We start from the raw sequence: 24,358 nt of genomic DNA on the forward strand, positions 1-24,358 counted from the left end.
ACCAGGGGTTTCTTCGGCATGCCACCGACCGCCCACCCCGAGGAGGGGACGATGATCCATGCCCGAGGGCTGACCCGGCGATTCAAGGTCGGGAAAGGAGTCGTCGACGCCGTGCGCGGCCTCGACATCGATGTGGAGGAGGGCCAGTTGGTGGCCTTCCTCGGTCCGAACGGCGCGGGCAAGTCCACCAGCCTGCGCATGCTGACCTCCCTGCTCCCGCCGACGTCGGGAACCGCGATCGTCGCGGGCCGCGACGTCGTGTCGGATCCGGCGGGGGTCCGCGCCCGCATCGGGTACGTCGGCCAGAAGAACGGCTCGGGGGAGAACTTCCGGGTCCGCGACGAGCTGGTGACCCAGGCGCGCTGCTACGGCCTTCGCCGGTCCGAGGCGCACCGGCGGGCCGACGAGGTCCTCGGCCTGCTGGACCTGGAGTCCCTGGCCACCCGCAAACCCGGCACCCTCTCGGGCGGCCAGCGCCGCCGCCTCGACATCGCCCTGGGGCTCATCCACCGGCCCGGCCTGCTCTTCCTGGACGAGCCCTCGACCGGCCTCGACCCGCAGAGCCGCGCCCACATCTGGGAGCACATCCTGCGGCTGCGTGAGCTGCACGGCACGACCCTCTTCCTCACCACCCACTACCTGGAGGAGGCCGACACCATGGCCGAACGGGTGGTGATCATCGACCACGGCCGGATCATCGCCGACGGAACCGCCGATCGGCTGAAGGGCGATCTGGCCGGTGACCGCGTCACGGTCACCGTCCACGACGAGCCACAGGCGGCGAGGGCCGCCGAGGTCGCCGCGCGGATCGCGGGATCGGACGCGGTCACCGTCGCAGGCAGGACGGTGCGGCTGCGGGTCCCCCACGCGGGCGCGGCGCTGCCGGAGTATCTGCGCCACCTGGAGGCATCGGGGGTGAAGGTCGCCACCGCCGAGACCGCCCGGCCCACCCTGGACGACGTGTTCCTCGCGCTGACCGGCCGCAGCCTGCGCGAGAGCGACGAGAGCCCTCGCTCAGACTCGGCCGGCCCGCACGACGCCTGACCCATGGCACCGCGCCCCTCACACCGACCGGCCACGCCCAATGACCGTGACCCGCACATCCCTGCCCGCACAACCCCTCACACCGACCGGCCGCGCCCGACGACCACGACCCACGCGGCCCTCACCCCCACAGCCCTCTCCCCGCCGGCAAGAAAGGCCGCCCCGTGCGCGTACGATCCTTCCTCCGCGACACCGTGACCGTGTTCTCCCGCGAGTTCGCCCCCGTGCCGCGCGAACCCCTCGGCCTCCTGTTCACCATGGGCCAGCCGCTGCTCTTCCTGTTCCTGTTCGGCCCGCTGCTCGGGGGAACGCGGAGCTTCGAGGGCTCGCCGTGGCAGTGGTTCGTGCCAGGCATCCTGATCATGATGTGCCTGTCCGGGCCGATGATGGCCGGATACTCGCTGCTGGTGGAGCTGATCGGCGGCTCGATGGAGCGCATGCTGGTCACCCCGCTGAACCGCACGGCGATGCTCGTCGGCCGGACGATGAAGGAGTTCGTGATCCTGCTCGCCCAGGCCGTGCTGATCATCGTTCTCGCGGTGCCGCTGGGCTTCCGCCCGCACCTGCCGGGTGTGCTGACCGGGCTGGTGATACTGACCGTGTTCGGGATCGGCCTGGGCGCGCTCTCCTTCACCCTCGCGGTCGCCTCCGCTCCGAGCGGCAACCTGTTCTACGGGGTCACCCAGCTGGTGTTGTTTCCGCTGATTCTGCTCTCAGGCGTGCTGCTGCCGATGGACTTCGGCCCGGCGTGGCTCCAGGTCGCCGCCACGCTGAACCCGGTCACCCACATCGTCGACGCGGAGCGGGCGCTGTTCTCCGGCCGTTTCGCGGACGCCTCGGTGCTGTACGGAACGCTCTGGGCCTGCGCCGTCGCCGCGGTCGGTCTCGCGATGGGCACCAGGTCGATGCGCCGCGGCATCTGACCTCGGCACCTTCGGGAGCGGGCACCGAGGCCGGGCCGGTTCCCTGCGCGCGGGTCGGGGGCGAGCCGGCCCGGCCCGCCCCCGACCCGCATGGAAAGCCGAAGAGCCCCGTCTTCGAGATGAAGGACGAGGCTCTTCGGGGTGCGCGACTACTGGGGGGTGGGGGTGTGCGAGGGCGTGGCGGTGGGCGTCGGAGTGGGGGCGGGGCGCTCCTTCGCCGGCTCCTTGGTGACCTTGCAGTCGTAGGCGGCGATGGCGTACCCGGGCAGCAGCTTGCACGTCGTCCAGACCGGACCGACCTTGTAGGCGTAGACGGCGGGAAGCCCGCCGTCCTCCCCCGCGGGACCCTGGGGTCCTTCAGGCCCGGTCTCACCGGGGGCGCCCTTCGGCCCGGCGGGTCCCTGCGGGCCGGTCTTCCCCTGGTAGCCGCGAGGTCCGGCCGGCCCCTGGGTTCCGACGCCGTCCTTGCCGTCCCTGCCGTCCTTGCCGTCACGCCCGGCGGGTCCCTGGGGGCCGGGGCCGGCGACCGTGCTCTGGCCCTGGGCGGACTGCTTGGCCCACCACGTCTTGACCTCGGTCGGCTTGCACTTGGTGGTGGCGGAGACCAGACGCACCAGACCGGTGCTCTTCAGCTTGCACGCGTAGATGAGGTCGGCGCCTGAGGTCTGGGCGGCGGAGGCGGTGGTGATGCTGGACATGCCGACCGCGAGAACCGCGGTAGCCGCGATCGCCAGAGGCGTCTTGAAACGCATATGGAACTCCAGGAAAGAAGGGAAGGCCGTGGTGCGGCTCGACAAGAGTGGCAGGTGGGAACGGTCCACGCTGCCATATCAGACCATGTGATGAAAAAGAGACCGACTTCCACTCCTGGCTCAGCAGTTTCTGCGGTATTTCACTATTAAATGCACTTTTGTCGAAAATCACACTTATCGTGCTGGGCGCGCCTTTTGGCATTCGGTTGTCTCCGGTGACCACCGCCCGTACCGGAACCCGGACCGCGGGGAGGGATCTCCCCGCGGTCCGACGGCCCCGCGAACCGTGGCACCGACCGTTCGGCCGGTGCCGCCGTGACACCGGCGCCCGCTATGGAGGGGCCGGTGGTTTCGAAGAGCGACGTACGCTCTGCCGCTACGACCGGACGATCACCACGGGGAGGGCGCCGGCGGCGCGACCACCGGCGGGCGGTCGTCGCAGGTGATGGTATTGGGCAGCATCCACGGGGCGAGCCAGGCCCCGGTGGTGCCGCCCCCGTCGTTGCCGCCGAGGTCGGTCAGGGAGAACTCCGAGCCGGTGGGCGGGAAGTTGAACGAACCGCAGTTGTTGACGCCGACCGCGCCGACGTTGCGGGCGTCCACGTTCTCGAAGGAGGCCGATCCCTTCACCCGGGCGCTCACCACGGAGGTGCCGGTGCCGTCGACCCTGATGTCCTTGAAGTGGACGTTCGTGATCGAGTACAGGTCCTTCACCCCCCACTCGCTGACCAGCATGATCGCGTTGTAGGTGTTGTCGAGGAAGTGGTTGCCGACCACCTGGATGTCGGCCTCGATGTTCTTGTCGAGCGCGTAGAGCCAGATGGCTCCCAGGCCGATGTTCCAGTTCAGCTCGTACGTGCCGGCCCGGACCGTGGTGTTGTCCTTGATCGCCAGTTTCCCCGCGAACGCCTCGGCGCCGAAGCGGGAGCCGACGTGGATGCCGCTGCCCTCGCGGATCGGGTCGGCGACGAGGTTGCCCGAGACGGTGTTGTCCGTGCCGCCGTAGACGGCGATGCCGTTCGCGAGGGTCGGCGTCTGCACGGTGTTGCGGTCGAAGGTGTTGCGGGCGTTGGCGATCTTCTCGGACCACAGGGCGAGGCCGTCGTCGCCGGTGTTGCGGATGAAGTTGTTCGACACGACCGAGTCCGTGACGCCGCCGTGGAAGTTGAGGGCGTCGGCGATCTGGTCGACGATGATGTTGTTCGTGATCCTCAGGTTCTTCATCGGCCCGTCGAACCACATGCCCACCTTGGTGCGGTGGATGTAGAGGCCGTCGACGGTCGAGTCGCTCAGCGCCCCGCCGATGCCGTTCACCTGGTCGGTGTCGATGCGCTCGCGGACGTCGCCCTCGATCGCGAAGCCGGACAGGTGCACGTTCCTGCTGCCGCCCTTTGACGCGTCCTTGCCGTAGAAGCCGACGCCGGTGTGCACCGAGCCGTCGGGGGCCGGGGAGGGAAGGGCGACCTGTCTGCCCTTGATGATCGTGTACCAGTTGCCGGCGCCCTCGATCGTCACATCGTCGACGACGATGTGACGGTTCACCTGGTAGACGCCCGGCGGGATGTAGACCTTGAGGCGGCCGCGCTTGGCGAAGGCGATCGCCCTGTCGATCGCGTCGGCGGAGTCGCGCCTGCCGAGCGGGTCGGCGCCGAACGCCAGCACGTTCGCCGCGACGAGCCTGACGTGCGGCGCGCCGACGAGCTCCGAGCCGAGCAGGTCGATCACCGTCCACGCCGCGTTGCTCCCGGCCGGGACCGTGAGCCGCACTCTGTCACCCGCGCGGTACGTCCTGCCGAGCAGGAGACGCTGCTCGTCGTAGAAGTGGGTCGGCCGGAACGGCTTCGTGATCGTCGGAGTGGGCGTCGTGGCACTGGGCACGCAGGCGCACTCGGTGATCCACCAGTCGGGGTGCAGCAGGTCGGCGTTCGGATCGTTCGTGAACGGATACTGGTTGTACAGCCACGAGTACTGCGACGTGAGGGTCATCACCTTCCCGCCGCCGCCGTTCACCGTGACATGTAGCGGCGCGGTGATACCACCGCCGTTGGGGGCGTCCGGAATGCTGTAACGCACGGTGATCGCGTTCGCCGCCTTCGGCAGCGTGAACTCGACGTGCCGCCCCGGCGTCAGCCTGACCGCCCTACGGCCCGACGCCTCCCCCGCGAGCGTGTACGCGTCGCGGTCCGGGCCGATGGTCGTGCCGTTCGTCGTGGCGTTCTCGGCCTCCTGCTCGGTGAAGGCGACATCGGCGCCCCGCCCCGCGACGAGTGACGGGTCGAGGGCGGCGCGCGTCACCACGGGGGCCGGGGCACCGCCCGTGCCGGCGAGGGCGGGGGAACCGGGCACGACGCCGAGGCCGGTGAAGGCCACGATCACCGCCGCGATCGCCGCCGGTCCTCTTCGCGGCGCCCTTCGCGGTGGCCCGCCTGTCCGTCTCGCCGCGGCTTCCGTGATGCTCCGTGACATTCGGATGCTCGTTTCTCTCGGGGGAACACCTGAAAACGCTCGGGGCGGAGCGAACGCCACGAGGGTGAGGCGACAGTAGGACTCCGGCGCCTCACCCCACAAGAGTCTTGTGAAATAGTTTCGTAATCTTGCTCTATACCTGCGGACACCTCACAGATTCTTGCAATGTGTGTCATGGATCATTGCGATGTTCCGTAACGCACGGCCCACTCCGATGCGACGCGAGCGACTGGGATCCATGGCCGCGCGGGCACGCGTCCGGGCGCCCGCGGTCACGATGCCGGAAAAGATCAGGGGAAGATGGTTCGCTCCGCCCGCGAAGACTCCGCGGGTGATGTGCGTGCGGAGCGATACCGTCCAGACGGCCGACGCCCCGGCGAACACGAGGGTGAAACGCCGGAGCGAGCCTCGCGTCGTCCCGGTCTCCGGTGCGCGGCGAGCCGGGCGGCGAAAGCGGAAGGGGGCAACGCGCGCTCGCGCCGTGGAGGGGCCCGCGGGCCTTCAGCCGCGACCTCAAGACCGGAGCGCCGGCCTGTCGCGGGCAACCGGCCCGCACATGTCAGGGCAGGCCGAGGATCTTGGCGCCGGGACGGCGTCGGCGAACGTCCCGGACCGCCCTCGAAATCACCTACGGCCGGAGAGCCGCTCGGGCGACGGCGAGCCGGGCATCGAGGGCCGATCGGTGCGATATGAGTGTTTGCGCTAACATTGCTGCGAGCAATGTAAGGCCCGCGTTACGGCCGCGTCAATCGTTCACATCACAGAAACCTGCCCGGACTGCACCGGGGTTTTCGGCCCTCCCAAAAGAGGGGCGCGCCCTCATGAGCCGGGAGCTCGGCGCCCGCGCCTCTCGTCTCCACTGAGGCGCCCCCTCCCCCGCCGGACACGTGGAACGACCGTCGATCCGGCGGACACCGGGAGTGGGCGAGAAGATTTTCACCGATCGGTCCCTCCTCCCCAACTTGTCAACCAGGGGTCTTGAGGAAGTCAGCTGTATTCGGTCAGAATTCCATGGTTGCCAACCGGTAACTTCTGTGAAACTTTCACATTCGCAGGCAACGCGACGCGATCTCCCTCTGGACGAATGCCCAGGCCGGGAAACGTTTCGTTAGCAATGCCCAGGTCAGCGAGGGTTGTGACTCGTTGACGGTGGATCGGACCGTCGGATGTACTCCCCGACAACGCACTTACAGGAGCAGGCCATGGAGATCTGGAAGCCCAGATGTTAGCGATAACAAATCTCGATGGCCACTGCCCCCTCGACCTGGCCAAGGAGCGTTGGATGCCCGTCTCACCTCGAACGCGAGCCCAGGACGGACCTTTGGCCCGTCTCCCGGTGTGTCGGCGGCGACCCGCCCACCTCGCGACGACGGCTCTGATCGGCTCTTACCCGCTCTCGAAGCCCGGCCTGCTCCTCCGGACCGACTCCATCCGCTGACGCCTCATCACCCCCCCAAGGAACCGGCATGCTCTTCACCGCGATCCCAGACATCGCCTCGAAAGCACGACGAACCATCACCATCGCGATCGCCGCCGCCCTCGGGGCCGGCGTCGTGGTGGCCGTCCAGCAGACCGCCTCCGCCGCGGAGGCGACGCTCGGAGCCGCCGCCGCCCAGTCGGGCCGTTACTTCGGCGCGGCCATCGCGGCGGGCAGGCTCGGTGACTCCACCTATGTGAACATCCTGAACCGGGAGTTCAACTCGGTCACCGCCGAGAACGAGATGAAGTGGGACGCCACCGAACCCCAGCGCGGCAACTTCAACTACAACAACGCCAACCGCATCGTGAACCACGCGATCGGCCAGGGCAAGTCGATTCGCGGGCACGCCCTGCTGTGGCACCAGCAGATGCCCGGCTGGGCCCAGGGGTTGTCCGGCTCCGACCTGCGCAACGCGGCCATCAACCACGTCACCCAGGTCGCCACCTACTTCCGCGGCAAGATCCACTCCTGGGACGTCGTCAACGAGGCCTTCGCCGACGGCGGAGGCGGCGGGCGCCGTGACTCCAGCCTCCAGCGAACCGGCAACGACTGGATCGAAGCCGCCTTCCGCGCGGCCCGCGCCGCCGACCCCGGTGCCAAACTCTGCTACAACGACTACAACACCGACGGCATCAACGCCAAGAGCACCGGCATCTACAACATGGTCCGCGACTTCAAGGCACGCGGCGTGCCCATCGACTGCGTCGGTTTCCAGAGTCACCTGACCAACTCCGCCCCCAGCGACTACCAGGCCAACCTCCAGCGCTTCGCGGACCTCGGCGTCGACGTCCAGATCACCGAACTCGACATCTCCGGCTCCAACCAGGCCAACGCCTACGCCGCCGTCACCCGCGCCTGCCTGAACGTCGCCCGCTGCAACGGCATCACCGTCTGGGGCATCCGCGACAGCGACTCCTGGCGTACCGGCCAGAACCCCCTCCTCTTCGACGCCTCGGGCAACAAGAAGGCCGCCTACACCTCCGTCCTGAACACCCTCAACTCGGTCACCCCCAACCCGTCCCCCACGCCCACCCCGACCCCGACCCCCACCCCCACGGTCACTCCCACGCCGGGCCCGGGCGGGCCGTGCCGGGTGGCGTACACCCTCAACGCCTGGAACACCGGACTCACCTCGTCGATCACCATCACCAACACCGGCTCCTCCGCGATCAACGGCTGGTCGCTGGTCTTCGGCCTGCCGTCCGGCCAGACCATCACCTCGGGCTGGAACGCCACCTACTCGCCCTCCAGCGGCCAGGTGACGGCGCGCAACGTGAGCTACAACGGCTCGATCCCCGCCGGCGGCTCGGTCGACATCGGCTTCCAGGCCAACCACACCGGCAACACCTCCGCGCCCTCCTCCTTCACCCTCAACGGAAACACCTGCTCCCGAGCCTGACCTCCCGGTGGGGAGAGGCCGTCCGCCCGGGATCGGCGGGCGGACGGCCATACCACCGGCGACCCGGCGGCCTCGGCCTCCAGCCCGATCACAACGGCAATCCGGCAGCTCCACCTCGTTCTCCCCCCAACGGCCGGACCTGCGGTGTGACCTGACCTCACCCCGCGCCCCCGGTCCCGTCGTCCACCGGACGACGGGACCGGGCACCCCCCCACCTGCAACACCACAGAAAGGAACGCCGTGTCACTGAGCCGTAGGCAGTTTGGCAAGGCCGCCCTGACGTCGGCCGCCCTCGCCACCACCGGCGTGGTCGGCTTCCCCCGAGCGGCGTACGCGGCGAACGCCGCGTACGTCTTCGGCTACTTCACCGAGTCCCCGAGCCAGCAGGCCGCCGACTACGGCCTGCACCTGGCGGTCAGCCGGGATGGCCTGAACTGGACCCCCCTCAACCAGAACAACCCCGTGGTCACCCCCACGGCCGGCCAGCTGGGCCTGCGCGACCCGCAGATCTTCCGGAAGCTCGACGGCACCTTCGTCGTCGTCGCCACCGACCTGAAGGGCCTCAACTTCGGTACGCCCAGCCAGTACCTGCATGTCTGGGACTCGGTCAACCTCACCGACTTCACCGGCTACCGCCGCCTGCGGATGCACACCACCGGCGGCCATACCTGGGCCCCGACGGTCTTCCGCGACAACTCTCGCGGGCAGTACGGCATCGTCTACTCGTTCAACACCGGCGGCAGGGACATCCTGGCGGTCAACTACACTGCCGACTTCCAGTCGGTCAGCGCGCAGCAAACCTTCTTCAGCCCCAGCTTCAACGTGCTGGACGGCGACATCGTGGTCGACGGCTCCACGACGTACCTCTACTACAAGAACCTCAACGACGGAAACCTGTACGGCTCCCGCTCCTCCACGGGCCAGCCCAACAGCTTCACGACCTACACGAGCGGGATCCGCATCGGTAACGCCATCGAGGCGCCGTTGCTGCAGAAGACCAACGAGGGCGGCTGGCGCCTGTGGGGTGACTCCTTCAGCCCGGTCAACAACGACTACTACCTGTGGTCGTCGTCGAACATCGGCGCGAACGCGTGGTCGGCGGTGAACCAGCGCGACTACACCCCGCCGCTGAACTCCAAGCACGGTTCGATCGCCGGGATCACCGACGCCGAGTACAACGCCCTCGTCTCCCGGTGGGGCCTGCCGAACTGGGTGCGGCTGAAGTCGTCGAACCTTCCCGACTATTTCGTGCGGCACGCCAACCGGATCGGGCGGATCGACTCCTACCCGTTCGACCCGTATCGAGAGCAGCTGTGGCGGATGGTGCCGGGCCTGGCCGACTCGGCCGGGGTGTCGTTCGAGGCGGTGAGCGTGCCCGGCAGTTTCCTGCGCCACAACAACTACGCGATGCGGCTGGACCCGAACGACAACTCCACGACCTTCCGTGCCGACGCGACCTTCTACCGCGTGGCCGGGCTCGCCGACGGAAGCTGGTCGTCGTTCCGGTCGTACAACTTCCCGACCCACCACCTGCGGCACCAGAACAACCTGCTGCGCATCGACCCGATCAACGCGTCGTCGAGTACCTCCGACCGGCAGGACGCCACGTTCAGGGTGACGTCATGATCGCCATGTTAACGCTAACAAAGACCTCCAGGGGAGGACGTATGCCTTTTATCAGGCGAAATCGCCTGCGCATGCTGCTGGCCGCCATCACCTCGATCATGCTCACCGGCGCCCTGCTCACGCTCGCCAGCCCCGCGGCGACCGCGGCGACCGTCGACACGAACGCCTGGTACGTGCTGGTCAACCGCACCAGCGGCAAGGCCCTGGACGTCTACAACCTCTCCACCGCCGACGGCGGGCGCATCACCCAGTGGACCCGTAACAACAACAACAACCAGCAGTGGCAGTTCGTCGACTCCGGCGGCGGCTACTACCGCATCAAGTCACGCCACTCCGGCAAGGTGCTGGACGTCAGCGGCTTCTCCACCGCCAACGGCGGCGCGATCGTCCAGTGGGCCGACCTCAACGGCACCAACCAGCAGTGGCGCCTCGCCGACTCCCCTGACGGCTACGTGAGATTCGTCAACCGCAACAGCAACAAGGCCCTGGAGGTGCAGAACGCCTCCACCGCCGACAACGCCAACATCGTCCAGTACGACGACTGGGGCGGCAACAACCAGCAGTGGCAGCTCGTCCAGGTCGGCGGAACGAACCCGACGCCGAACCCCACCCCCACCCCCACTCCGACGCCGGGTCCCGGCGGCAACTACACCAACCCGGTCGTGTGGCAGGACTTCGCCGACGGCGACATCATCCGGGTCGGCGACGCCTACTACTACTCGGCCTCGACGATGCACTACTCGCCGGGCGCGCCGATCCTGCGTTCCTACAACCTGGTCGACTGGGAGTACGCGGGCCACTCGGTCCCCCGGCTCGACTTCAACTCGAACGCCTACGACCTCAACGGCGGCCGGGCGTACGTGAAGGGCATCTGGGCCTCGACCCTCAACTACCGGCCGAGCAACAGCACCTACTACTGGATGGGCTGCATCGAGTTCAACCGCACCTACGTCTACACCGCCTCGGCGGTCGACGGCACCTGGACCAAGCGCTCCCAGATCAACAACTGCTACTACGACGCCGGCCTGCTCGTCGACGACAACGACACGATGTACGTCGCCTACGGCAACGGCACGATCAGCGTCGCCCAGCTCTCGGCCGACGGCCTCAGCCAGGTGCGCGCCCAGCAGGTGTTCCAGACCCCCTCCAGCGTCGGCGGCACCCTTGAGGGCGCCCGCTTCTACAAGCGGAACGGTTACTACTACATCTGGCTGACCAAGCCCGCGAACGGCCAGTACGTGCTGCGCTCGACCAGCCCGTTCGGCCCGTACGAGATGCGCCAGGTCCTGCTGAACATGCCCGGCCCGATCTCCGGCGGCGGCGTGCCCCACCAGGGCGGACTGGTGCAGACCCAGAACGGCGCCTGGTACTACATGTCGTTCGTCGACGCCTACCCCGGCGGCCGGGTGCCCGCTCTCGCGCCGATCACCTGGACCGGCGACGGCTGGCCCACGATCCAGACGGTGAACGGCGGCTGGGGCGTCAACTACCCCAAGCCGAACATCCAGACCAACAAAACCGTTCAGTCGATGATCGGCCCCGACACCTTCACCTCCCCCTCGCTCGGCCACCGGTGGGAGTGGAACCACAACCCCGACAACTCGCGCTGGTCGACCGGCAGCGGCCTGCGCCTGCAGACCGCGACCGTGACGAACGACCTGTACAACGCCCGCAACACCCTGACCCACCGCATCCAGGGGCCGTCGTCGACCGCGACGATCGAACTCGACTACTCGCAGATGGCCAACGGCGACCGCAGCGGCCTCGCCATCCTGCGTGACCAGTCGGCCTGGATCGGCATCAAACGCGACAACGGGGCGACCCGCGTCGTGATGACCAACGGGCTGACCATGAACAGCAGCTGGCAGACCACGGGAACCGGCACCGAGGCGGCGAGCGCCAACGTCTCGGGCGGCCGGATCTGGCTGAGGGTCAACGCCGACATCCGGCCCGGCTCCGGACGGCAGGCCCGCTTCTCCTACAGCACCGACGGGACCAACTTCACCACGCTCGGACCGGCCTTCACGATGAACAACGCCTGGCAGTTCTTCATGGGTAACCGCTTCGGGATCTTCAACCACGCCACCCAGGCCCTCGGCGGCGCGGTGACCGTGCGCCGCTTCGACCTCACGACCCCGTAAGAACCGACCCGAGCAGCCCTTCCGCTTCTCACCGGATGAAATCGGAGTAAATCTTGAGATTCAGACCCATGGCCGTCATCATGGCGGCGGCCACGTTGTTGATGAGCCTGTTCGTGGCCGTCCAGACCGCGAACGCGGCGACCGTCGACACGAACGCCTGGTACGTACTGGTCAACCGCAACAGCGGCAAGGCCCTGGACGTCTACAACCTGGCCACCAACGACGGCGCCCGCATCACCCAGTGGACCCGTAACAACGGCAACCAGCAGCAGTGGCAGTTCGTCGACTCCGGTGGCGGCTACTACCGCATCAAGTCCCGCCACTCCGGCAAGGTGCTGGACGTGCACAACTTCTCCACCGCCAACGGCGGCGCGATCGTCCAGTGGGCCGACCTCAACGGCACCAACCAGCAGTGGCGCCTCGCCGACTCGGCGGGTGGCTACGTGCGCTTCATCAGCCGCAACAGCAACAAGGCCCTGGAGGTGCAGGGCGCCTCCACCGCCGACGGCGGCAACATCGTCCAGTACGACGACTGGGGCGGCAACAACCAGCAGTGGCAGCTCGTCCAGGTCGGCGGAACGAACCCGAGCCCCACCCCCACCGTGACCCCGACGCCGGGCACCTGCACCCTTCCCTCGACGTACCGCTGGACCTCCTCGGGCGTGCTCGCGAACCCGAGGTCGGGCTGGGTCTCGCTGAAGGACTTCACCGTCGCCCCCTACAACGGCAAGCAGCTCGTCTACGCCACCACCCACGACTTCGGCACCAGCTGGGGTTCGATGAACTTCAGCCTGTTCACCAACTACTCGGAGATGGCCTCGGCCAGCCAGAACGCGATGAACTCCGGCACCGTGGCGCCGTCGCTGTTCTACTTCGCGCCGAAGAACATCTGGGTGCTCGCCTACCAGTGGGGCGGGGCGGCGTTCTCCTACAAGACCTCGACCGATCCCACCAACCCCAACGGCTGGTCGGCGGCGCAGACGCTCTTCACCGGCAGCATCACCGGCTCCGGCACCGGCCCGATCGACCAGGCGCTCATCGGTGACAGCCAGAACATGTACCTGTTCTTCGCCGGCGACAACGGCAAGATCTACCGGGCCAGCATGCCCATCGGCAACTTCCCCGGCAACTTCGGCTCGAACTACACGACCATCATGAGCGACACCACGAACAACCTGTTCGAGGCCGTCCAGGTCTACAAGATCCAGAACGAGAACCGCTACCTCATGATCGTCGAGGCGATCGGTTCGCAGGGCCGCTACTTCCGGTCCTTCACCGCCACCAGCCTCGGCGGCAACTGGACCCCGCAGGCCGCGACCGAGAGCAACCCCTTCGCGGGCAAGGCCAACAGCGGCGCCACCTGGACCAACGACATCAGCCACGGCGAGCTGCTGCGGACCAACGCCGACCAGACCATGACCATCGACCCCTGCAACCTGCAGCTGCTCTACCAGGGCCGCAACCCCAACTCCAACGGAGTCGACTACGGCCTGCTGCCCTACCGCCCCGGCCTGCTCACCCTGCAGCGATAACACCATGACACCGATCCGGCTCGAACGTCTCCGACGCTCACCGCGAAGGCGCACACCCCATCGGGTGAACGTCGTCACGGCACGCGATCAGGACCGGTTCGAGCCGGAACGGCGCGAGACCGATCCCCTCTGAACCGCCCCGGACGCGTCGGAGACGCCGAGCCGCCGCGTCCGGGGCCACCAACACCCCCCCAACGAACACCGCCTGAGGGAGACGACCGGTGAGACCCGCACTTCGCACGGCGAGAAGAAAAGCTCGCCGCCTGGTCCTGTGGACACTGAGCCTGCTGATGTTGATCGCGTTGTCCCCGCTCTCCGCGAGGGCGGACAACCCGATCGTCCAGACCATCTACACCGCGGACCCCGCGCCACTCGTCCACAACGGCCGTGTCTACCTCTACACCGGCCACGACGAGGACGGCTCGACGTACTTCACCATGCGCGACTGGCGGGTCTTCTCCTCCACCGACATGGCCAACTGGACCGACCACGGCTCGCCCATGAGCCTGGCCACCTTCGCCTGGGCCGACGCCAACGCCTGGGCCGGCCACGTCGTCCCCCGCAACGGGAAGTTCTACTGGTACGTGCCGGTGCGCAACCGGGCGACCGGCGGGATGGCGATCGGAGTCGCGGTCGGCGACAGCCCCACCGGGCCCTTCCGCGACGCGCTGGGCCGCCCGCTCGTCGAGAACGGCGAGATCGACCCGCACGCGTTCATCGACGACAACGGCCAGGCTTACCTGTACTGGGGCAACCCCCGTCTCTGGTACGTCCGGCTCAACACCGACATGATCTCCTTCTCCGGCAGCGCGACCCAGATCCCGCTCACCACCGCGGGCTTCGGCACGCGCAACGGCAACGCGAGCCGGCCCACCCTCTACGAGGAGGGGCCCTGGGTCTTCAAGCGCGGCAACCTCTACTACAACGTGTTCGCCGCCGAATGCTGCTCGGAGTTCATCGCCTACTCCACAGCGCCCAGCGCCACCGGACCGTGGACCTACCGGGGAACGATCATGCCCCGCCAGGGCAGCAGCTTCACCAACCACCCCGGGATCATCGACTTCAACGGCGGATCCTACTTCTTCTACCACAACGGCGCGCTGCCGGGCGGCGGCGGCTACACCCGCTCGGTCGCCGTGGAGAAGTTCACCTACAACGCCGACGGCACCATCCCGACCATCAACATGACCACCGCCGGCCCCCCGCAGGTGGGAACGCTGAACCCGTTCGTACGCCAGGAGGCCGAGACCATCGCCTGGGCGAACGGCGTCGAGACCGAGCCCTCCAGCGAAGGCGGCATGAACGTCGGCTTCATCAGCAACGGCGACAACATCAAGGTCAAGGGCGTCGCCTTCGGCACGGGCGCCTCGTCGTTCACCGCCCGGGTGGCCTCGGCGGCGAGCGGCGGCACCATCGAACTCCGCCTGGGCAGCGCCACCGGCACCCTGGTCGGCACCTGTTCCGTCCCGGGGACCGGCGGGTGGCAGAACTGGACCAGCGTCACCTGCCCGGTGAGCGGGGCCACCGGAACCCGCGACCTGTATCTCCGCTTCACCGGCGGCAGCGGCAACCTGTTCAACCTCAACTGGTGGCAGTTCACCGCCGGTGGCGGCACCGGGGGAAACCTGCTCACCAACGGGAACATGGAGAACGGCACGACCGGGTGGACGGCCTCGGGTGGCACCCTGTCGTCGGCCACGAACGTCGCCTACGCCGGCAGCCGCTCCCTGCTCAACTCCGGACGCACCTCGGCCTGGCAGGGCCCCCACCAGAACGTGACCTCGCTGCTCACCAACGGCAAGAGCTACACCACGAGCGTCTGGGTGCGCTCGCAAAGCGGCACCCCCAGCGCGAAGGCGACCCTGACGTACACGGCCAACGGCACGACGAACTACCTCCAACTCACCCCCGCGCAAACGGTGAACGCGAACGGCTGGACCCAGTTGACCGGTACCGCGACCGTGTCGTGGACCGGCACCCTGACCAACGCCTCCTTCTACGTCGAGACCGCCGCGGGAACCGACGGCCTCTACATCGACGACGCCTCCTTCCAATAACCGGCCCCCTCGCCAGGGGTCCGATCGTCGATCCCCCGACCGGCGGGCCCCTGGCGCCGCGCCCACCCCCCACCCCTGAGGAGCGATCTCAATGAGAAAGAACCGGCTACGGGCCTTAATCGCCCCGGTCGTCACCGTGACGCTGGCCCTCGCGATGGGAGCCGTGGCGCTCTCCACGGCCACCCCCGCGCAGGCGTTGAACAACGGCGTGGGCCGCACCCCGCCGATGGGGTGGAACACCTGGAACACCTTCGGCTGCAACATCAACGAGACGCTGATCAAGCAGACGGCCGACGCGCTCGTCAACAACGGCATGCGCGACCTGGGCTACCAGTACGTCGTCGTCGACGACTGCTGGTTCGATCCCAACCGCGACTCGGCGGGCAACCTCCAGGCCAACCTGTCGCGCTTCCCCAGCGGGATGAAGGCCCTGGGCGACTATCTGCACGCCAGGGGCCTGAAGTTCGGCCTCTACCAGGCCCCCCTCGACAAGACCTGCGCCCAGTACTTCAACTCCTACCCCGGCGCGACCGGCAGCCTCAACCACGAGGTCCAGGACGCCCGGCAGTTCGCCGCCTGGGGCGTCGACTATCTCAAGTACGACTGGTGCTCGCCCACCGGCAGCATCGACGACCAGGTGCGCACCTTCGCCAAGATGCGCGACGCCCTGGCCGCGACCGGCCGGCCGATCCTCTACAGCATCAACCCCAACAGCATTCACTCCAAGACCGGCCCGCAGCGCAACTGGGGCGACGTCGCCAACATCTGGCGCACCACCGAGGACATCACCAACGCCTGGAACACGAATCAGACCAACGGCTACCCGATGGGCATCCAGAACATCGTCAACGTCAACGCCCCCCTCTCCGGCTACGCCGCACCGGGGCAGTTCAACGACCCGGACATGATGGTGGTCGGCCGGGGCGGCATGAACGACACCGAGATGCGCAGCCACTTCGCCCTGTGGGCGATCATGGCCGCGCCCCTCATCGCCGGTAACGACGTCCGGAACATGGACAACGCGACCTCCACGATCATGAAGAACCAGAACCTGATCGCCATCAACCAGGACACCCTCGGCCTTCAGGCAGCCCAGATCAGCAACGACGGCACCCGCCGCATCCTCGCCAAGCGGCTGAGCAACGGCGACGTCGCGGTCGCCCTGTTCAACCAGGGCGGCAGCACCACCACCATCAGCACCACCGCCTCCGCGATCGGCCTGTCCGGCAACTCCTTCAACCTGCGCGACGCCTGGACGAACGCCGTCACCTCGACCACCGGCGCCATCTCGGCGAGCGTTCCCGCCCACGGCACCGTCGTGTTCCGGGTGAGCGGCGGCACGCCCAACCCCACGCCCTCCCCCACGCCCTCGTCCACGACCCGGATCCAGGGGGTGGGCTCGGGCCGGTGCCTCGACGTGACCGGCGTCTCCCAGACCAACGGGACCCAGGTGGGGATCTGGGACTGCAACGGCCAGACCAACCAGCAGTGGACCACCACGGCCGCCGGTGAGCTGCGGGTCTACGGCAACAAGTGCCTGGACGTCAACAACAACGGCACCGCCGACGGCACCACCGTCATCATCTGGGACTGCAACGGCCAGAACAACCAGAAGTGGCGCTTCAACGCCGACGGAACCATCACCGCCCTCGGCGCGAACAAGTGCCTGGACGTCGTCGGCAGCTCCACGGCCAACGGCGCCAAGACCCAGATCTGGACGTGCAACGGCGCCGCCAACCAACGGTGGAACCGCACCTGATCACAGCACGCACCGGCTCCTCGTCACCGTATGAGCCGCCACAACCCGCTCGCCGCCGCTGTGTGCCCAGCGGCGGCGAGCGTGCCCCCTACGGCCGCCGGGTGAGTACCGGTCCCGATGAGTCAGCCGGCCCGATCGTGGTCGGCCAGGACCTCGTCGACGACATGACGGTGCTCCGCGGCTTTCCGCTCGTCCCCGTCGATGTTCTGGGCCAGGGTGATCAGCGCCTTCCACAGTGCCCAGCCACGAGCACGCGCCCACATGGCGGCATCCTGAGCGACGATGTCGCGGAAGACCTCCCGGCTCTTTCCCGAGAACATCGTCCACGCGATCACCAGGTCGCAGGCGGGATCCCCGACGCCCGAGGTCCCGAAGTCGATGACCGCCCTCAGCTTCCCATCCCGAACCAGCAGGTTCCCGCTCGCGATGTCGCCGTGGAACCACAGCGGCGGCCCGGACCAGGTCGCCTCAAGCGCGGCGTCCCACACGGCCGCCGCCCGGACGGTGTCGACGCGGCCCTCCAGGGCGGCGAGGGTACGGCGTGTCTCCTCGTCGTAGTAGGCCGGTGGCGTACCCCGGTGGAAGCTGTGCGCGCCCGCCACCGGCCCGCCGGTCGCGTCGGCGCGTTGCAGGGCGAGGACGAACTCGGCGACCGAGGCCGCGAACTCGGACAGGTCGTCAACGCGTTCAGGGGTCGCGGTCTCGCCGTCCAGCCAGCCGCGGATCGACCAGTTGAACGGGTATCCCTCGCCGGGAACCCCCTTCGCGAGGGGAACGGGAATGTCGACCGGTAACGACGGGGCGAGCACCGGCAACCACCGGTCCTCCTTGTCGACCGCAGGGGCATAACCGGCTGCGGTGGGAAGGCGCGCCGTCATCTCGTCACCGAGACGGTAGGTGCGGTTGTCCCATCCGTCGACCTCGACCGGTGTCACGGGAAGGGAGCTCCACCGGGGGAACTGGGCGGCCACCAGCCGCCTCACCAACCCCGCGTCGATGCCGGCGCGTCCGTCGATGCTCCTGCTCTCCACCACCCCGAGAGTGTGTCGGCCCTCCCCTCCACCACGCAAAAGGTTTTCGGTGTCCACGCGTTCGTCGCAGCTCTCTGGCAGCCACGGCGTCACCGTGAGAAAATCCGCACGAACAAGCCGAACTCCACTTTTGTCCGGTGCCCCGAACGCTTAAAAAAGGACGAACTCTCGATGAGACGATGGGCTGCCCTCGGGGTCGCCGTACTGATCGCGTCCATGTCGGGCACCATGACTCCCGCCGCCGCGCAGGCGGCCGCTCCCGATCCGGCACGCGCGCTCAAGCAGCAGTTCAGAAACGAGCACGGCGTTCGGATCTCCGAGACCAACCGCTTCTTCTACGGCAAGAAGTCGACGGTCTCCGGGAACGGGATCCTGATCAGAGGCCGTCTCCAGTTGTCCCCGTCGGGTCCGGTGGCCGCGGATTTCACCTGGTGGGATCTCTCCCGGCCGAAGAAGGGGACCCCGTCCAAGAAATCGAACCCCTACCGGGTGATCCGCGTCGGCAAGAAGACCTACGACGACGCCACCCGATACCCCGGCCCCGTCCCGGACGGCAAGAAGTGGGTCCGGTTCCCGGACGAGCACCGGGGACGGATGAACCGGGACATGGCCAAGGGCGCCAGCCTGCAGCCGATCGACATCTACGACCCGTCCATGATGAGGGCCGTACTGAAGCGCTCGGCGAGCAAGGCCGTCTCCGGCGGTTTCCTCTACCGAGGCACCGTGAGCTACCAGGAACTGCGCAGGATCTCCAAGAGTCCCCCCATCGCCTGGACCTCAGGCAAGCGCATCGGCGAGAAGAGCAAGGGAAAGGTCTCCTGGCGACTCTGGACCGACCGTGACGGCCTGCCCAAGCGCCTGGTCACCGCCGACAGCGCGGGAGCGGGGAAAGAGCCGCTGGTCAAGCGGAGCGACACGCGCTACACCGACTGGGGATGCCGTCTCGTCATCACCGCCCCGCCCGCCGACGAGGTCATCTCCGAGAAGGACCTGCGGGAGTACGCCCGCAAACAGAACGCGTCCGCTCCGACGGACTCAGGGAACACCTGACGCACTCCGCCGATCACATCGCGCGACTGCCCGTCCCCCTGCTCTGAGGCTCCCCCGGCGGTCCGGACGGCCTCGGTGCACATCGGGCGGCACGATGGATGTCAGGCGGCCAGAGCCAGCGTCGGGGGCAGGTAGGTGATGTCGCCGGCGGCGATGTAGAGGCGCCAGTTCAGCGAGGCGGGACGGCTGACCACGTTCACACGCAGCCCCGCCCGCGCCAGCCAGACGGCCAGGTCGGCGAAGTAGCCGTCTCCCGAACCGATGACGACCCGCTCGAACCGCAGGTCGATCCTGCCGCTCACCGCCGCCTCCGCGAGAGCGCTGTCGGCTCCGTCGGTCCCCGGGCGGATCAGCAACTGCGCCCCACGGATCACGATCCCCGCACTCACCATGGAGCGGGGGTTCATCGCGACGATGAACTGGTCCATGGAGCCGATCGGGACGCGCTCCCGATACTCGTTCATCGTCTGCCTCACCTCGGCCGTCGTCGGCGCGGAGGACGCCGTCAGGTTCTCGATGTCCAGAAGGTGGATCGACCGTCCGTCACGCAGAGATCTCATAGCCCGCCCCACTCACTTCTCGCTGTGGCAAGTAAGTCGAGAATAAATTTTGTGAACTTAGTATGCAAGTTTTTTGCCAGCAAGACGTTCACAGCGAAGTCGCCCGGAGGACACGGACATCACCCGCTCCGCCCTTGCACCTGGTTGAGCCACGAAAACACCCCGCCCTTCTGGAAGAGGACGGGGTGATGTGAGCTTCCAGAGTCAGGCGATGGTGGCCTTCCATCGACCGCGCCGCAGGTGGATCGTCCCCTCGGGACCGATACGGACGTTCGCGCCGTACAGCGGCAGCGATCCCTCCCACAGCCAGTGGTCGCGGGCCTCGTCGAGCACGTCCCACAAGCGTCGCGGTCCGCCCTGGTGCACGGTCGGGAGTTCGCGGCCGGTCTGCTCGGCGCGTGCCCAGGATCCGTCCCCGTGCACCATGAGCGCGATCCGGGTGTCGCCGTTCTCGCGGTAGTCGTGTTCGATGCCGGGAGCCATGATCTCCAACATGGAGCGCAGCTCCCAGGCGTTCTCCTCGATGTCGATCACGGGATGTCGGCCGGTCGAGACATCCTCGCCGTCCGCCGTACTCGCGGTCTCCGTCAGGCCGGCCGGGCCAGGCGAGTAGTCGGCGCCGGTCCTGGTCTTCATGAACATCGCCCAGTCCCGCTCCACCTGCCCCACGGCACCACCGTCGTCGGTCCTGGTGGCCGACACGATGAGGGAGGTGCCGGCGATGGTCGTCGTCAGACGACCTCCCGGGTTGAGCGCGCTCAGCCAGGAGGCGGGGACGGGCCGTAGCGACACCATCGCCACGATCCAGTCGAACGTTCCAAGGATCTCACCGGCATCGATTTCTTCTGCTGGCTAACCTATCTCGTTGCGCTGAGCGCAGGTCTCGGTGGTGACCTGCACCAAGGCGTGCAGGTGCTGCGGGCTGCTGGTGGCAGGGATGGGGGCAACATGCTCGCCAAGAGCCAGTAGCCACCCCAGCGACTTGTCGATGCCAGCAGTGGTTACGAGGCGGCCAGCGTTCAACGGCCGATAAGGAATGTAGGGGATGCCGTTTTCAGCGCAGTAAGCCAAGGCCGGATCTCCGGGTTCGTGAAGGTTGAGACAGTTCTGCACGGCGGCGATGGCCGCTACCTGGGAGGCGCGGTGGATCTGTTCAGGCGTCACCTTGGACAGACCGATCGCGGCGATCTTCCCTTCGCTCTGGAGAGCAGCGAGTTCCCCGATTTGGTCGTCCAGCGGGATCGCGGGGTCGATCCGGTGCAGGTAGCACAAGTCGATGCGGTCGACGGCCAAGCGCCGCAGGCTGGCTTCGACAGCGGCGCGTAGGTAGTCCGGTCGACCGAGCGGTTTCCAGATATTCGGAGCAGGACGGATCATCCCAACCTTGGTGGCCAGCAGGGTCTCGTCCGGGTAGGGGTGCAGGGTGCGGCGTATGAGATCTTCGACGGTGTGCGGGCCGTAGGCGTCGGCGGTGTCAAAGTGGGTGATGCCTAGTTCGCTCGCGGTGCGCAGCACCGTGCGGGCGACGACAACGTCGGTAGGCAATCCCCAGGTGCCGGGGCCTGTCAGGCGCATGGTTCCCAGGCCCAGGCGGGAGACGCGCTTGCCGGCGATGGTGATGACGCCGCCGGGCGGGAGGGTGGTCACGGCGTCTCCAGCGTGTCGAGGATGGCAGCCACGGTGGTCCGCACCGCGACGGCGTGCTCGGGGCGAGGAACGGGCAGATAGTCGGGCCGCTGCTCTATGAGGATTTTGTGTAGGTGCCGGTCGACACGAGCCCGGAATGCCGTGTCGGAGTAGTCGGGATCCTTACCAGCGGGAGTGTCGAACGGGGCGGCGGGGTCGAGGACAGTCGCCAGAATCAGTGCCTGGCGACTGGTGTGCAGCTCTGTCAGGGCGGTCAGGCGATCGAGATCGGCAGGGGCAGGCAACTGGCCGCGATGCTCGACGGCGGCCAGGTAGTAGGCCAAGGCGGTGTGCGCGGTGCCGTCAGCGATGACGACGTCCGAGGTCAGTTCCGCTTCCAGGACGGCGGCAGTTCCGAACGCGATAATCCATTCGGTGGAGGTAAGGGTATGCCGGGTCATCTTGGGGAACCCGAGATCGGCGGCTCGTTTGGCCAGGCCCCCAACTCGAGTCACGGTCAGGCCGACCGCACGCAGCTCCATCTCGACGCGACGGGCCAGGTGGGTGGTATCGGTGCCGTGGGTTCCGGCGATACCGAGGTGGATAGAAGAGGTCACCATAGGGTTTGTTCCTCGTGGTCAGGGGCGGCGGCACCAGGCATGCCCGCGGGGACGCCTGCCGCAGCGAGAGCCTGCCAGGTGGGATAGTGGCCAGCTAGATCAAGCAGGAGTAGCGCAGTGGTGTAAGCGTCGAAATCGGCCCGGTGCCGACTGCCGGAGAGTCCGTCCAACGGGATGGCGGTATAGGTCAGGAGCGCATCGAGGCCATAGCCAGGCGCGTCCGGGTAGATGGCGCGGGCCAGGCGAAGGGTGTCGATGACCCCGGCGGGCTCCCAATCAGGCAGGTGGCGGCTCAGTGCCGCATAGTCCACGTGCGCGTTGTGTGCGGCGATCCAGGCCCCCTGCAGGGATGTCTGGAACGCCGGGGCGACCTGCTCCCAGCGGGGAGCCTCGGCCACGTCATGGTTGGTGATGCGATGCACGCGAGTGGCGAAGGACGTGATCGGCCGCGGCGGCCGTACCAGCGTGCACAGCGTCGGCACCGGTCGGCCGTCTGCGATATGGACAGCGGCGACCTCCACCAGATCCGGCGGGGTGGCGCCGTTGCCCTCCACATCGACGACGAACAGCTCAGGCCAGGTACCGAAGTCCATGGTCTCTCCTAGGTGGCCGGCCAGCCGATGTCCGCCCGGCCGTGCCTGCGGTAGTGGTGTGGCTTGGTGCGGTCGTGAACCTGGTAGCCGTGAGTGTGCTGAAGAAAGTAACGCGGCGGCTCGTCCAGACCTTCGACCATGATGGCGCGGTTGGTGACCTCCACGCTGCCGACCGCGCCGAGTTCGCGCGCCTGGGCAGTGACGACAGCCTCATCGGGACGTTTCCAGGCACTGCGGCACAGGTTGAGCTGGTTGACGGGGCAGATGTCGCACAGCTCACGGATGCCGTAGTGGCCGTTGTAGTCGGCCTCACCGTGGGCATAGGCGACACCGCAGCTCGTCTTGCGGAACAGCGGCCCCCACGGCGCGTCACGGTCGGCGGGTCGGTGGAACGCCTTGAGGATCCGGTGCTCGGACTCCTCCGGCATGATCTTGCGACGGGCGGTGCCGGAGTATGGCTCTGGCAGGCCGTGAGCGCGATAGTAAGCGGCGATCTCTTTGCGGAAAAACAGGCCGGTGAACACCGTGGCGTGCGCATGCTGCGACAGCTCCACCGCCCGTTTCAGGTGTTCGTCGGAGTCGTTGAGGCCCGGCACGATAGGCCGCCAGTACAGGATCGTGCGGTAGCGGTCGGCGCGGGCGTACAAGACGCGCAGGCTGGCCGCGGCGATGGCCGAGTCCACCGGTTCGATGCCGGGATGGTCGATGCCGGAGTGCGTCACCAGTACCGTGAGCTTGATGTTGCGGAAGCTGTTGAGGATCGTGCAGTCGTCGGGATCGACGCGCCAGCGGGTGATGACCAGCACGTGGTTGGTCAGGCCGCACTCGTCCAGCAGTCGCAGAACGGTGAAGGTGTGGGGTTTGACCACGGGCAGCATGGGGTCGGTGGCCCGGTTGAACACCTGGATCGGTGTCAGGTGCGGCTGGAAGTAGTGGTGGCCAGTCAATAGTTCGACGGCGGCCTCGTCGCTCATCAGCGCGCGCGGGGTCTTCATCTCGAAGTTGTCGAACAGGTGCCGCACGCAGTAGCCGCACTCCAGCGGGCAGCCGACGATGTGATTAAGCGACAGCCCGGACTTGCGATACTCGATGACGTCGGCGAGCTGCGGCTTGAGGGCGGCGATCTGCTCGGATGTCAGGATCGGCAGGGGGCGGCGCCGAGCGTGAGGAATGTCGGTCATGCGGTGCTCCTGTCTTCGGTGATGGTGAGCAGGTGCCGCTGGTCGAGGCCGTACCAGATACCGAAGTCGCGTTCGACGACGCCGGTGTGATCGGACGTGTGAATCAGGTTGTTGATGAGCCGTCCATCGGCGCGAGCCGTGGTCAGGTTGTCGGTGCCGAAGTGGCCGCGGATCGTGTCGAGTCCGGCGGTAGCGGGGTCAGTGGCGCCGAGTAGAGCACGCACCCGAGCGGCGGCGTCCGGCCCATGACCGAGGGCGACCATCGCTGGGTTGCCGACGTAGATGCGACGCAGCTCGGCGGGCACGTCCAGGCCGAACTCGCGAGAGATCTCCGGGGCGAGCATGTCGTCATAGTGCGCGAAGATCTGCTGCTCGGTCGGATGGATCACCCTGCGGGCGGTGACGTGGACCTCGCGGGCGACCCAGGCCAGCACGTCGTCGGTCAGGCCGCGGACCAGGCAGTCGGGTTTGAGGAGGATCACGGTCCAGGCGGACCAGTCGGAGAAAATCGCCATCGA

19 protein-coding genes are annotated in these 24,358 nt (G+C 67.6%); 9 read left to right on the forward strand and 10 right to left on the reverse strand.

The window, feature by feature from the left end; all coding sequences use genetic code 11:
* Nucleotides 1-51 precede the first annotated feature (51 nt).
* Both AB0B96_RS19385 and AB0B96_RS19390 read left to right on the forward strand, forming a co-directional pair.
* On the forward strand, nt 52-1,044 hold the full coding sequence (locus tag AB0B96_RS19385; protein WP_362900463.1) for an ATP-binding cassette domain-containing protein: 993 nt from the start codon (nt 52-54) through the stop codon (nt 1,042-1,044).
* Nucleotides 1,045-1,208: 164 nt separating this feature from the next.
* Nucleotides 1,209-1,967 carry an ABC transporter permease gene (locus AB0B96_RS19390; protein ID WP_362900339.1) on the forward strand — a complete coding sequence of 253 codons (759 nt, stop codon included), beginning with the start codon at nt 1,209-1,211 and terminating at the stop codon, nt 1,965-1,967.
* Nucleotides 1,968-2,116: 149 nt separating this feature from the next.
* On the opposite strand, the gene AB0B96_RS19395 is transcribed toward AB0B96_RS19390, so the two are convergent.
* Nucleotides 2,117-2,719 carry a hypothetical protein gene (locus AB0B96_RS19395; RefSeq protein WP_350950380.1) on the reverse strand — a complete coding sequence of 201 codons (603 nt, stop codon included), beginning with the start codon at nt 2,717-2,719 and terminating at the stop codon, nt 2,117-2,119.
* Nucleotides 2,720-3,109: 390 nt separating this feature from the next.
* Nucleotides 3,110-5,095, reverse strand: a complete 1,986-nt coding sequence (locus tag AB0B96_RS19400) for a glycosyl hydrolase family 28-related protein (protein WP_362900341.1) — start codon at nt 5,093-5,095, stop codon at nt 3,110-3,112.
* A 1,556-nt stretch (nt 5,096-6,651) separates the two neighbouring features.
* Between AB0B96_RS19400 and AB0B96_RS19405 the strand changes: the two genes are divergently transcribed.
* The 6 genes from AB0B96_RS19405 (at nt 6,652) to AB0B96_RS19430 (ending at nt 17,179) form a co-directional block, all read left to right on the forward strand.
* Nucleotides 6,652-8,064: an endo-1,4-beta-xylanase gene (locus AB0B96_RS19405; RefSeq protein ID WP_362900343.1), complete on the forward strand. Its 1,413-nt coding sequence runs from the start codon at nt 6,652-6,654 to the stop codon at nt 8,062-8,064.
* A gap of 240 nt (nt 8,065-8,304) precedes the next feature.
* Entirely contained in the window at nt 8,305-9,690 is a 1,386-nt protein-coding gene (locus AB0B96_RS19410; protein ID WP_362900345.1) for a glycoside hydrolase family 43 protein, read from the forward strand.
* 41 nt (nt 9,691-9,731) lie between these two features.
* Nucleotides 9,732-11,831, forward strand: a complete 2,100-nt coding sequence (locus AB0B96_RS19415) for a family 43 glycosylhydrolase (protein WP_362900347.1) — start codon at nt 9,732-9,734, stop codon at nt 11,829-11,831.
* Nucleotides 11,832-11,899: 68 nt separating this feature from the next.
* Nucleotides 11,900-13,363 carry a non-reducing end alpha-L-arabinofuranosidase family hydrolase gene (locus AB0B96_RS19420; protein ID WP_362900349.1) on the forward strand — a complete coding sequence of 488 codons (1,464 nt, stop codon included), beginning with the start codon at nt 11,900-11,902 and terminating at the stop codon, nt 13,361-13,363.
* 221 nt (nt 13,364-13,584) lie between these two features.
* Nucleotides 13,585-15,420: a family 43 glycosylhydrolase gene (locus tag AB0B96_RS19425; RefSeq protein ID WP_362900351.1), complete on the forward strand. Its 1,836-nt coding sequence runs from the start codon at nt 13,585-13,587 to the stop codon at nt 15,418-15,420.
* A 91-nt stretch (nt 15,421-15,511) separates the two neighbouring features.
* Nucleotides 15,512-17,179 (forward strand): lectin, encoded by a 1,668-nt coding sequence (locus AB0B96_RS19430; RefSeq protein WP_362900353.1) that lies wholly within the window; start codon nt 15,512-15,514, stop codon nt 17,177-17,179.
* Nucleotides 17,180-17,301: 122 nt separating this feature from the next.
* Here AB0B96_RS19430 and AB0B96_RS19435 read toward each other — a convergent pair whose 3' ends face one another.
* Nucleotides 17,302-18,213 (reverse strand): aminoglycoside phosphotransferase family protein, encoded by a 912-nt coding sequence (locus AB0B96_RS19435; RefSeq protein WP_362900355.1) that lies wholly within the window; start codon nt 18,211-18,213, stop codon nt 17,302-17,304.
* A 168-nt stretch (nt 18,214-18,381) separates the two neighbouring features.
* Here AB0B96_RS19435 and AB0B96_RS19440 point away from each other — a divergent pair, with 168 nt between their 5' ends.
* A complete protein-coding gene (locus AB0B96_RS19440; protein WP_362900357.1) occupies nt 18,382-19,260 on the forward strand; it encodes a hypothetical protein in 879 nt (292 codons plus the stop codon).
* Between the two features lie 101 nt (nt 19,261-19,361).
* Here AB0B96_RS19440 and AB0B96_RS19445 read toward each other — a convergent pair whose 3' ends face one another.
* The 7 genes from AB0B96_RS19445 to AB0B96_RS19475 form a co-directional block, all read right to left on the reverse strand.
* Nucleotides 19,362-19,820, reverse strand: coding sequence for a hypothetical protein (locus AB0B96_RS19445; protein ID WP_362900359.1), 459 nt, complete (start codon nt 19,818-19,820; stop codon nt 19,362-19,364).
* 204 nt (nt 19,821-20,024) lie between these two features.
* The gene (locus AB0B96_RS19450) at nt 20,025-20,621 is read right to left on the reverse strand and encodes a hypothetical protein (RefSeq protein WP_362900361.1); all 597 of its coding nucleotides are present in this window, start codon (nt 20,619-20,621) and stop codon (nt 20,025-20,027) included.
* A gap of 51 nt (nt 20,622-20,672) precedes the next feature.
* Nucleotides 20,673-21,467 (reverse strand): aldo/keto reductase, encoded by a 795-nt coding sequence (locus AB0B96_RS19455; protein ID WP_362900363.1) that lies wholly within the window; start codon nt 21,465-21,467, stop codon nt 20,673-20,675.
* A complete protein-coding gene (locus tag AB0B96_RS19460) occupies nt 21,464-22,066 on the reverse strand; it encodes a hypothetical protein (protein WP_362900365.1) in 603 nt (200 codons plus the stop codon). Before AB0B96_RS19460 ends, AB0B96_RS19455 begins: the two co-directional genes overlap by 4 nt.
* Nucleotides 22,060-22,659 (reverse strand): 3'-5' exonuclease, encoded by a 600-nt coding sequence (locus AB0B96_RS19465; protein WP_362900367.1) that lies wholly within the window; start codon nt 22,657-22,659, stop codon nt 22,060-22,062. The genes AB0B96_RS19460 and AB0B96_RS19465 overlap by 7 nt, the downstream gene beginning before the upstream one ends.
* Before the next feature lie 8 nt (nt 22,660-22,667).
* Nucleotides 22,668-23,840, reverse strand: coding sequence for a hypothetical protein (locus AB0B96_RS19470; RefSeq protein WP_362900369.1), 1,173 nt, complete (start codon nt 23,838-23,840; stop codon nt 22,668-22,670).
* A complete protein-coding gene (locus tag AB0B96_RS19475) occupies nt 23,837-24,355 on the reverse strand; it encodes a nucleoside-diphosphate kinase (RefSeq protein ID WP_362900371.1) in 519 nt (172 codons plus the stop codon). Before AB0B96_RS19475 ends, AB0B96_RS19470 begins: the two co-directional genes overlap by 4 nt.
* Between the last annotated feature and the right edge of the window lie 3 nt (nt 24,356-24,358).

It is taken from the genome of Streptosporangium sp. NPDC049046, from assembly GCF_040649155.1.
Taxonomy (GTDB): domain Bacteria; phylum Actinomycetota; class Actinomycetes; order Streptosporangiales; family Streptosporangiaceae; genus Streptosporangium.

Excerpts from the sequence above, each read along its gene's own strand:
- AB0B96_RS19385 (WP_362900463.1), top strand. The coding sequence starts at position 52 with ATGATCCATGCCCGAGGGCTGACCCGGCGATTCAAGGTCGGGAAAGGA.
- AB0B96_RS19395 (WP_350950380.1), bottom strand. The coding sequence starts at position 2,719 with ATGCGTTTCAAGACGCCTCTGGCGATCGCGGCTACCGCGGTTCTCGCG.
- AB0B96_RS19405 (WP_362900343.1), top strand. The coding sequence starts at position 6,652 with ATGCTCTTCACCGCGATCCCAGACATCGCCTCGAAAGCACGACGAACC.
- AB0B96_RS19415 (WP_362900347.1), top strand. The coding sequence starts at position 9,732 with ATGCCTTTTATCAGGCGAAATCGCCTGCGCATGCTGCTGGCCGCCATC.
- AB0B96_RS19420 (WP_362900349.1), top strand. The coding sequence starts at position 11,900 with ATGGCCGTCATCATGGCGGCGGCCACGTTGTTGATGAGCCTGTTCGTG.
- AB0B96_RS19430 (WP_362900353.1), top strand. The coding sequence starts at position 15,512 with ATGAGAAAGAACCGGCTACGGGCCTTAATCGCCCCGGTCGTCACCGTG.
- AB0B96_RS19440 (WP_362900357.1), top strand. The coding sequence starts at position 18,382 with ATGAGACGATGGGCTGCCCTCGGGGTCGCCGTACTGATCGCGTCCATG.
- AB0B96_RS19445 (WP_362900359.1), bottom strand. The coding sequence starts at position 19,820 with ATGAGATCTCTGCGTGACGGACGGTCGATCCACCTTCTGGACATCGAG.
- AB0B96_RS19460 (WP_362900365.1), bottom strand. The coding sequence starts at position 22,066 with ATGGTGACCTCTTCTATCCACCTCGGTATCGCCGGAACCCACGGCACC.
- AB0B96_RS19465 (WP_362900367.1), bottom strand. The coding sequence starts at position 22,659 with ATGGACTTCGGTACCTGGCCTGAGCTGTTCGTCGTCGATGTGGAGGGC.
- AB0B96_RS19470 (WP_362900369.1), bottom strand. The coding sequence starts at position 23,840 with ATGACCGACATTCCTCACGCTCGGCGCCGCCCCCTGCCGATCCTGACA.
- AB0B96_RS19475 (WP_362900371.1), bottom strand. The coding sequence starts at position 24,355 with ATGGCGATTTTCTCCGACTGGTCCGCCTGGACCGTGATCCTCCTCAAA.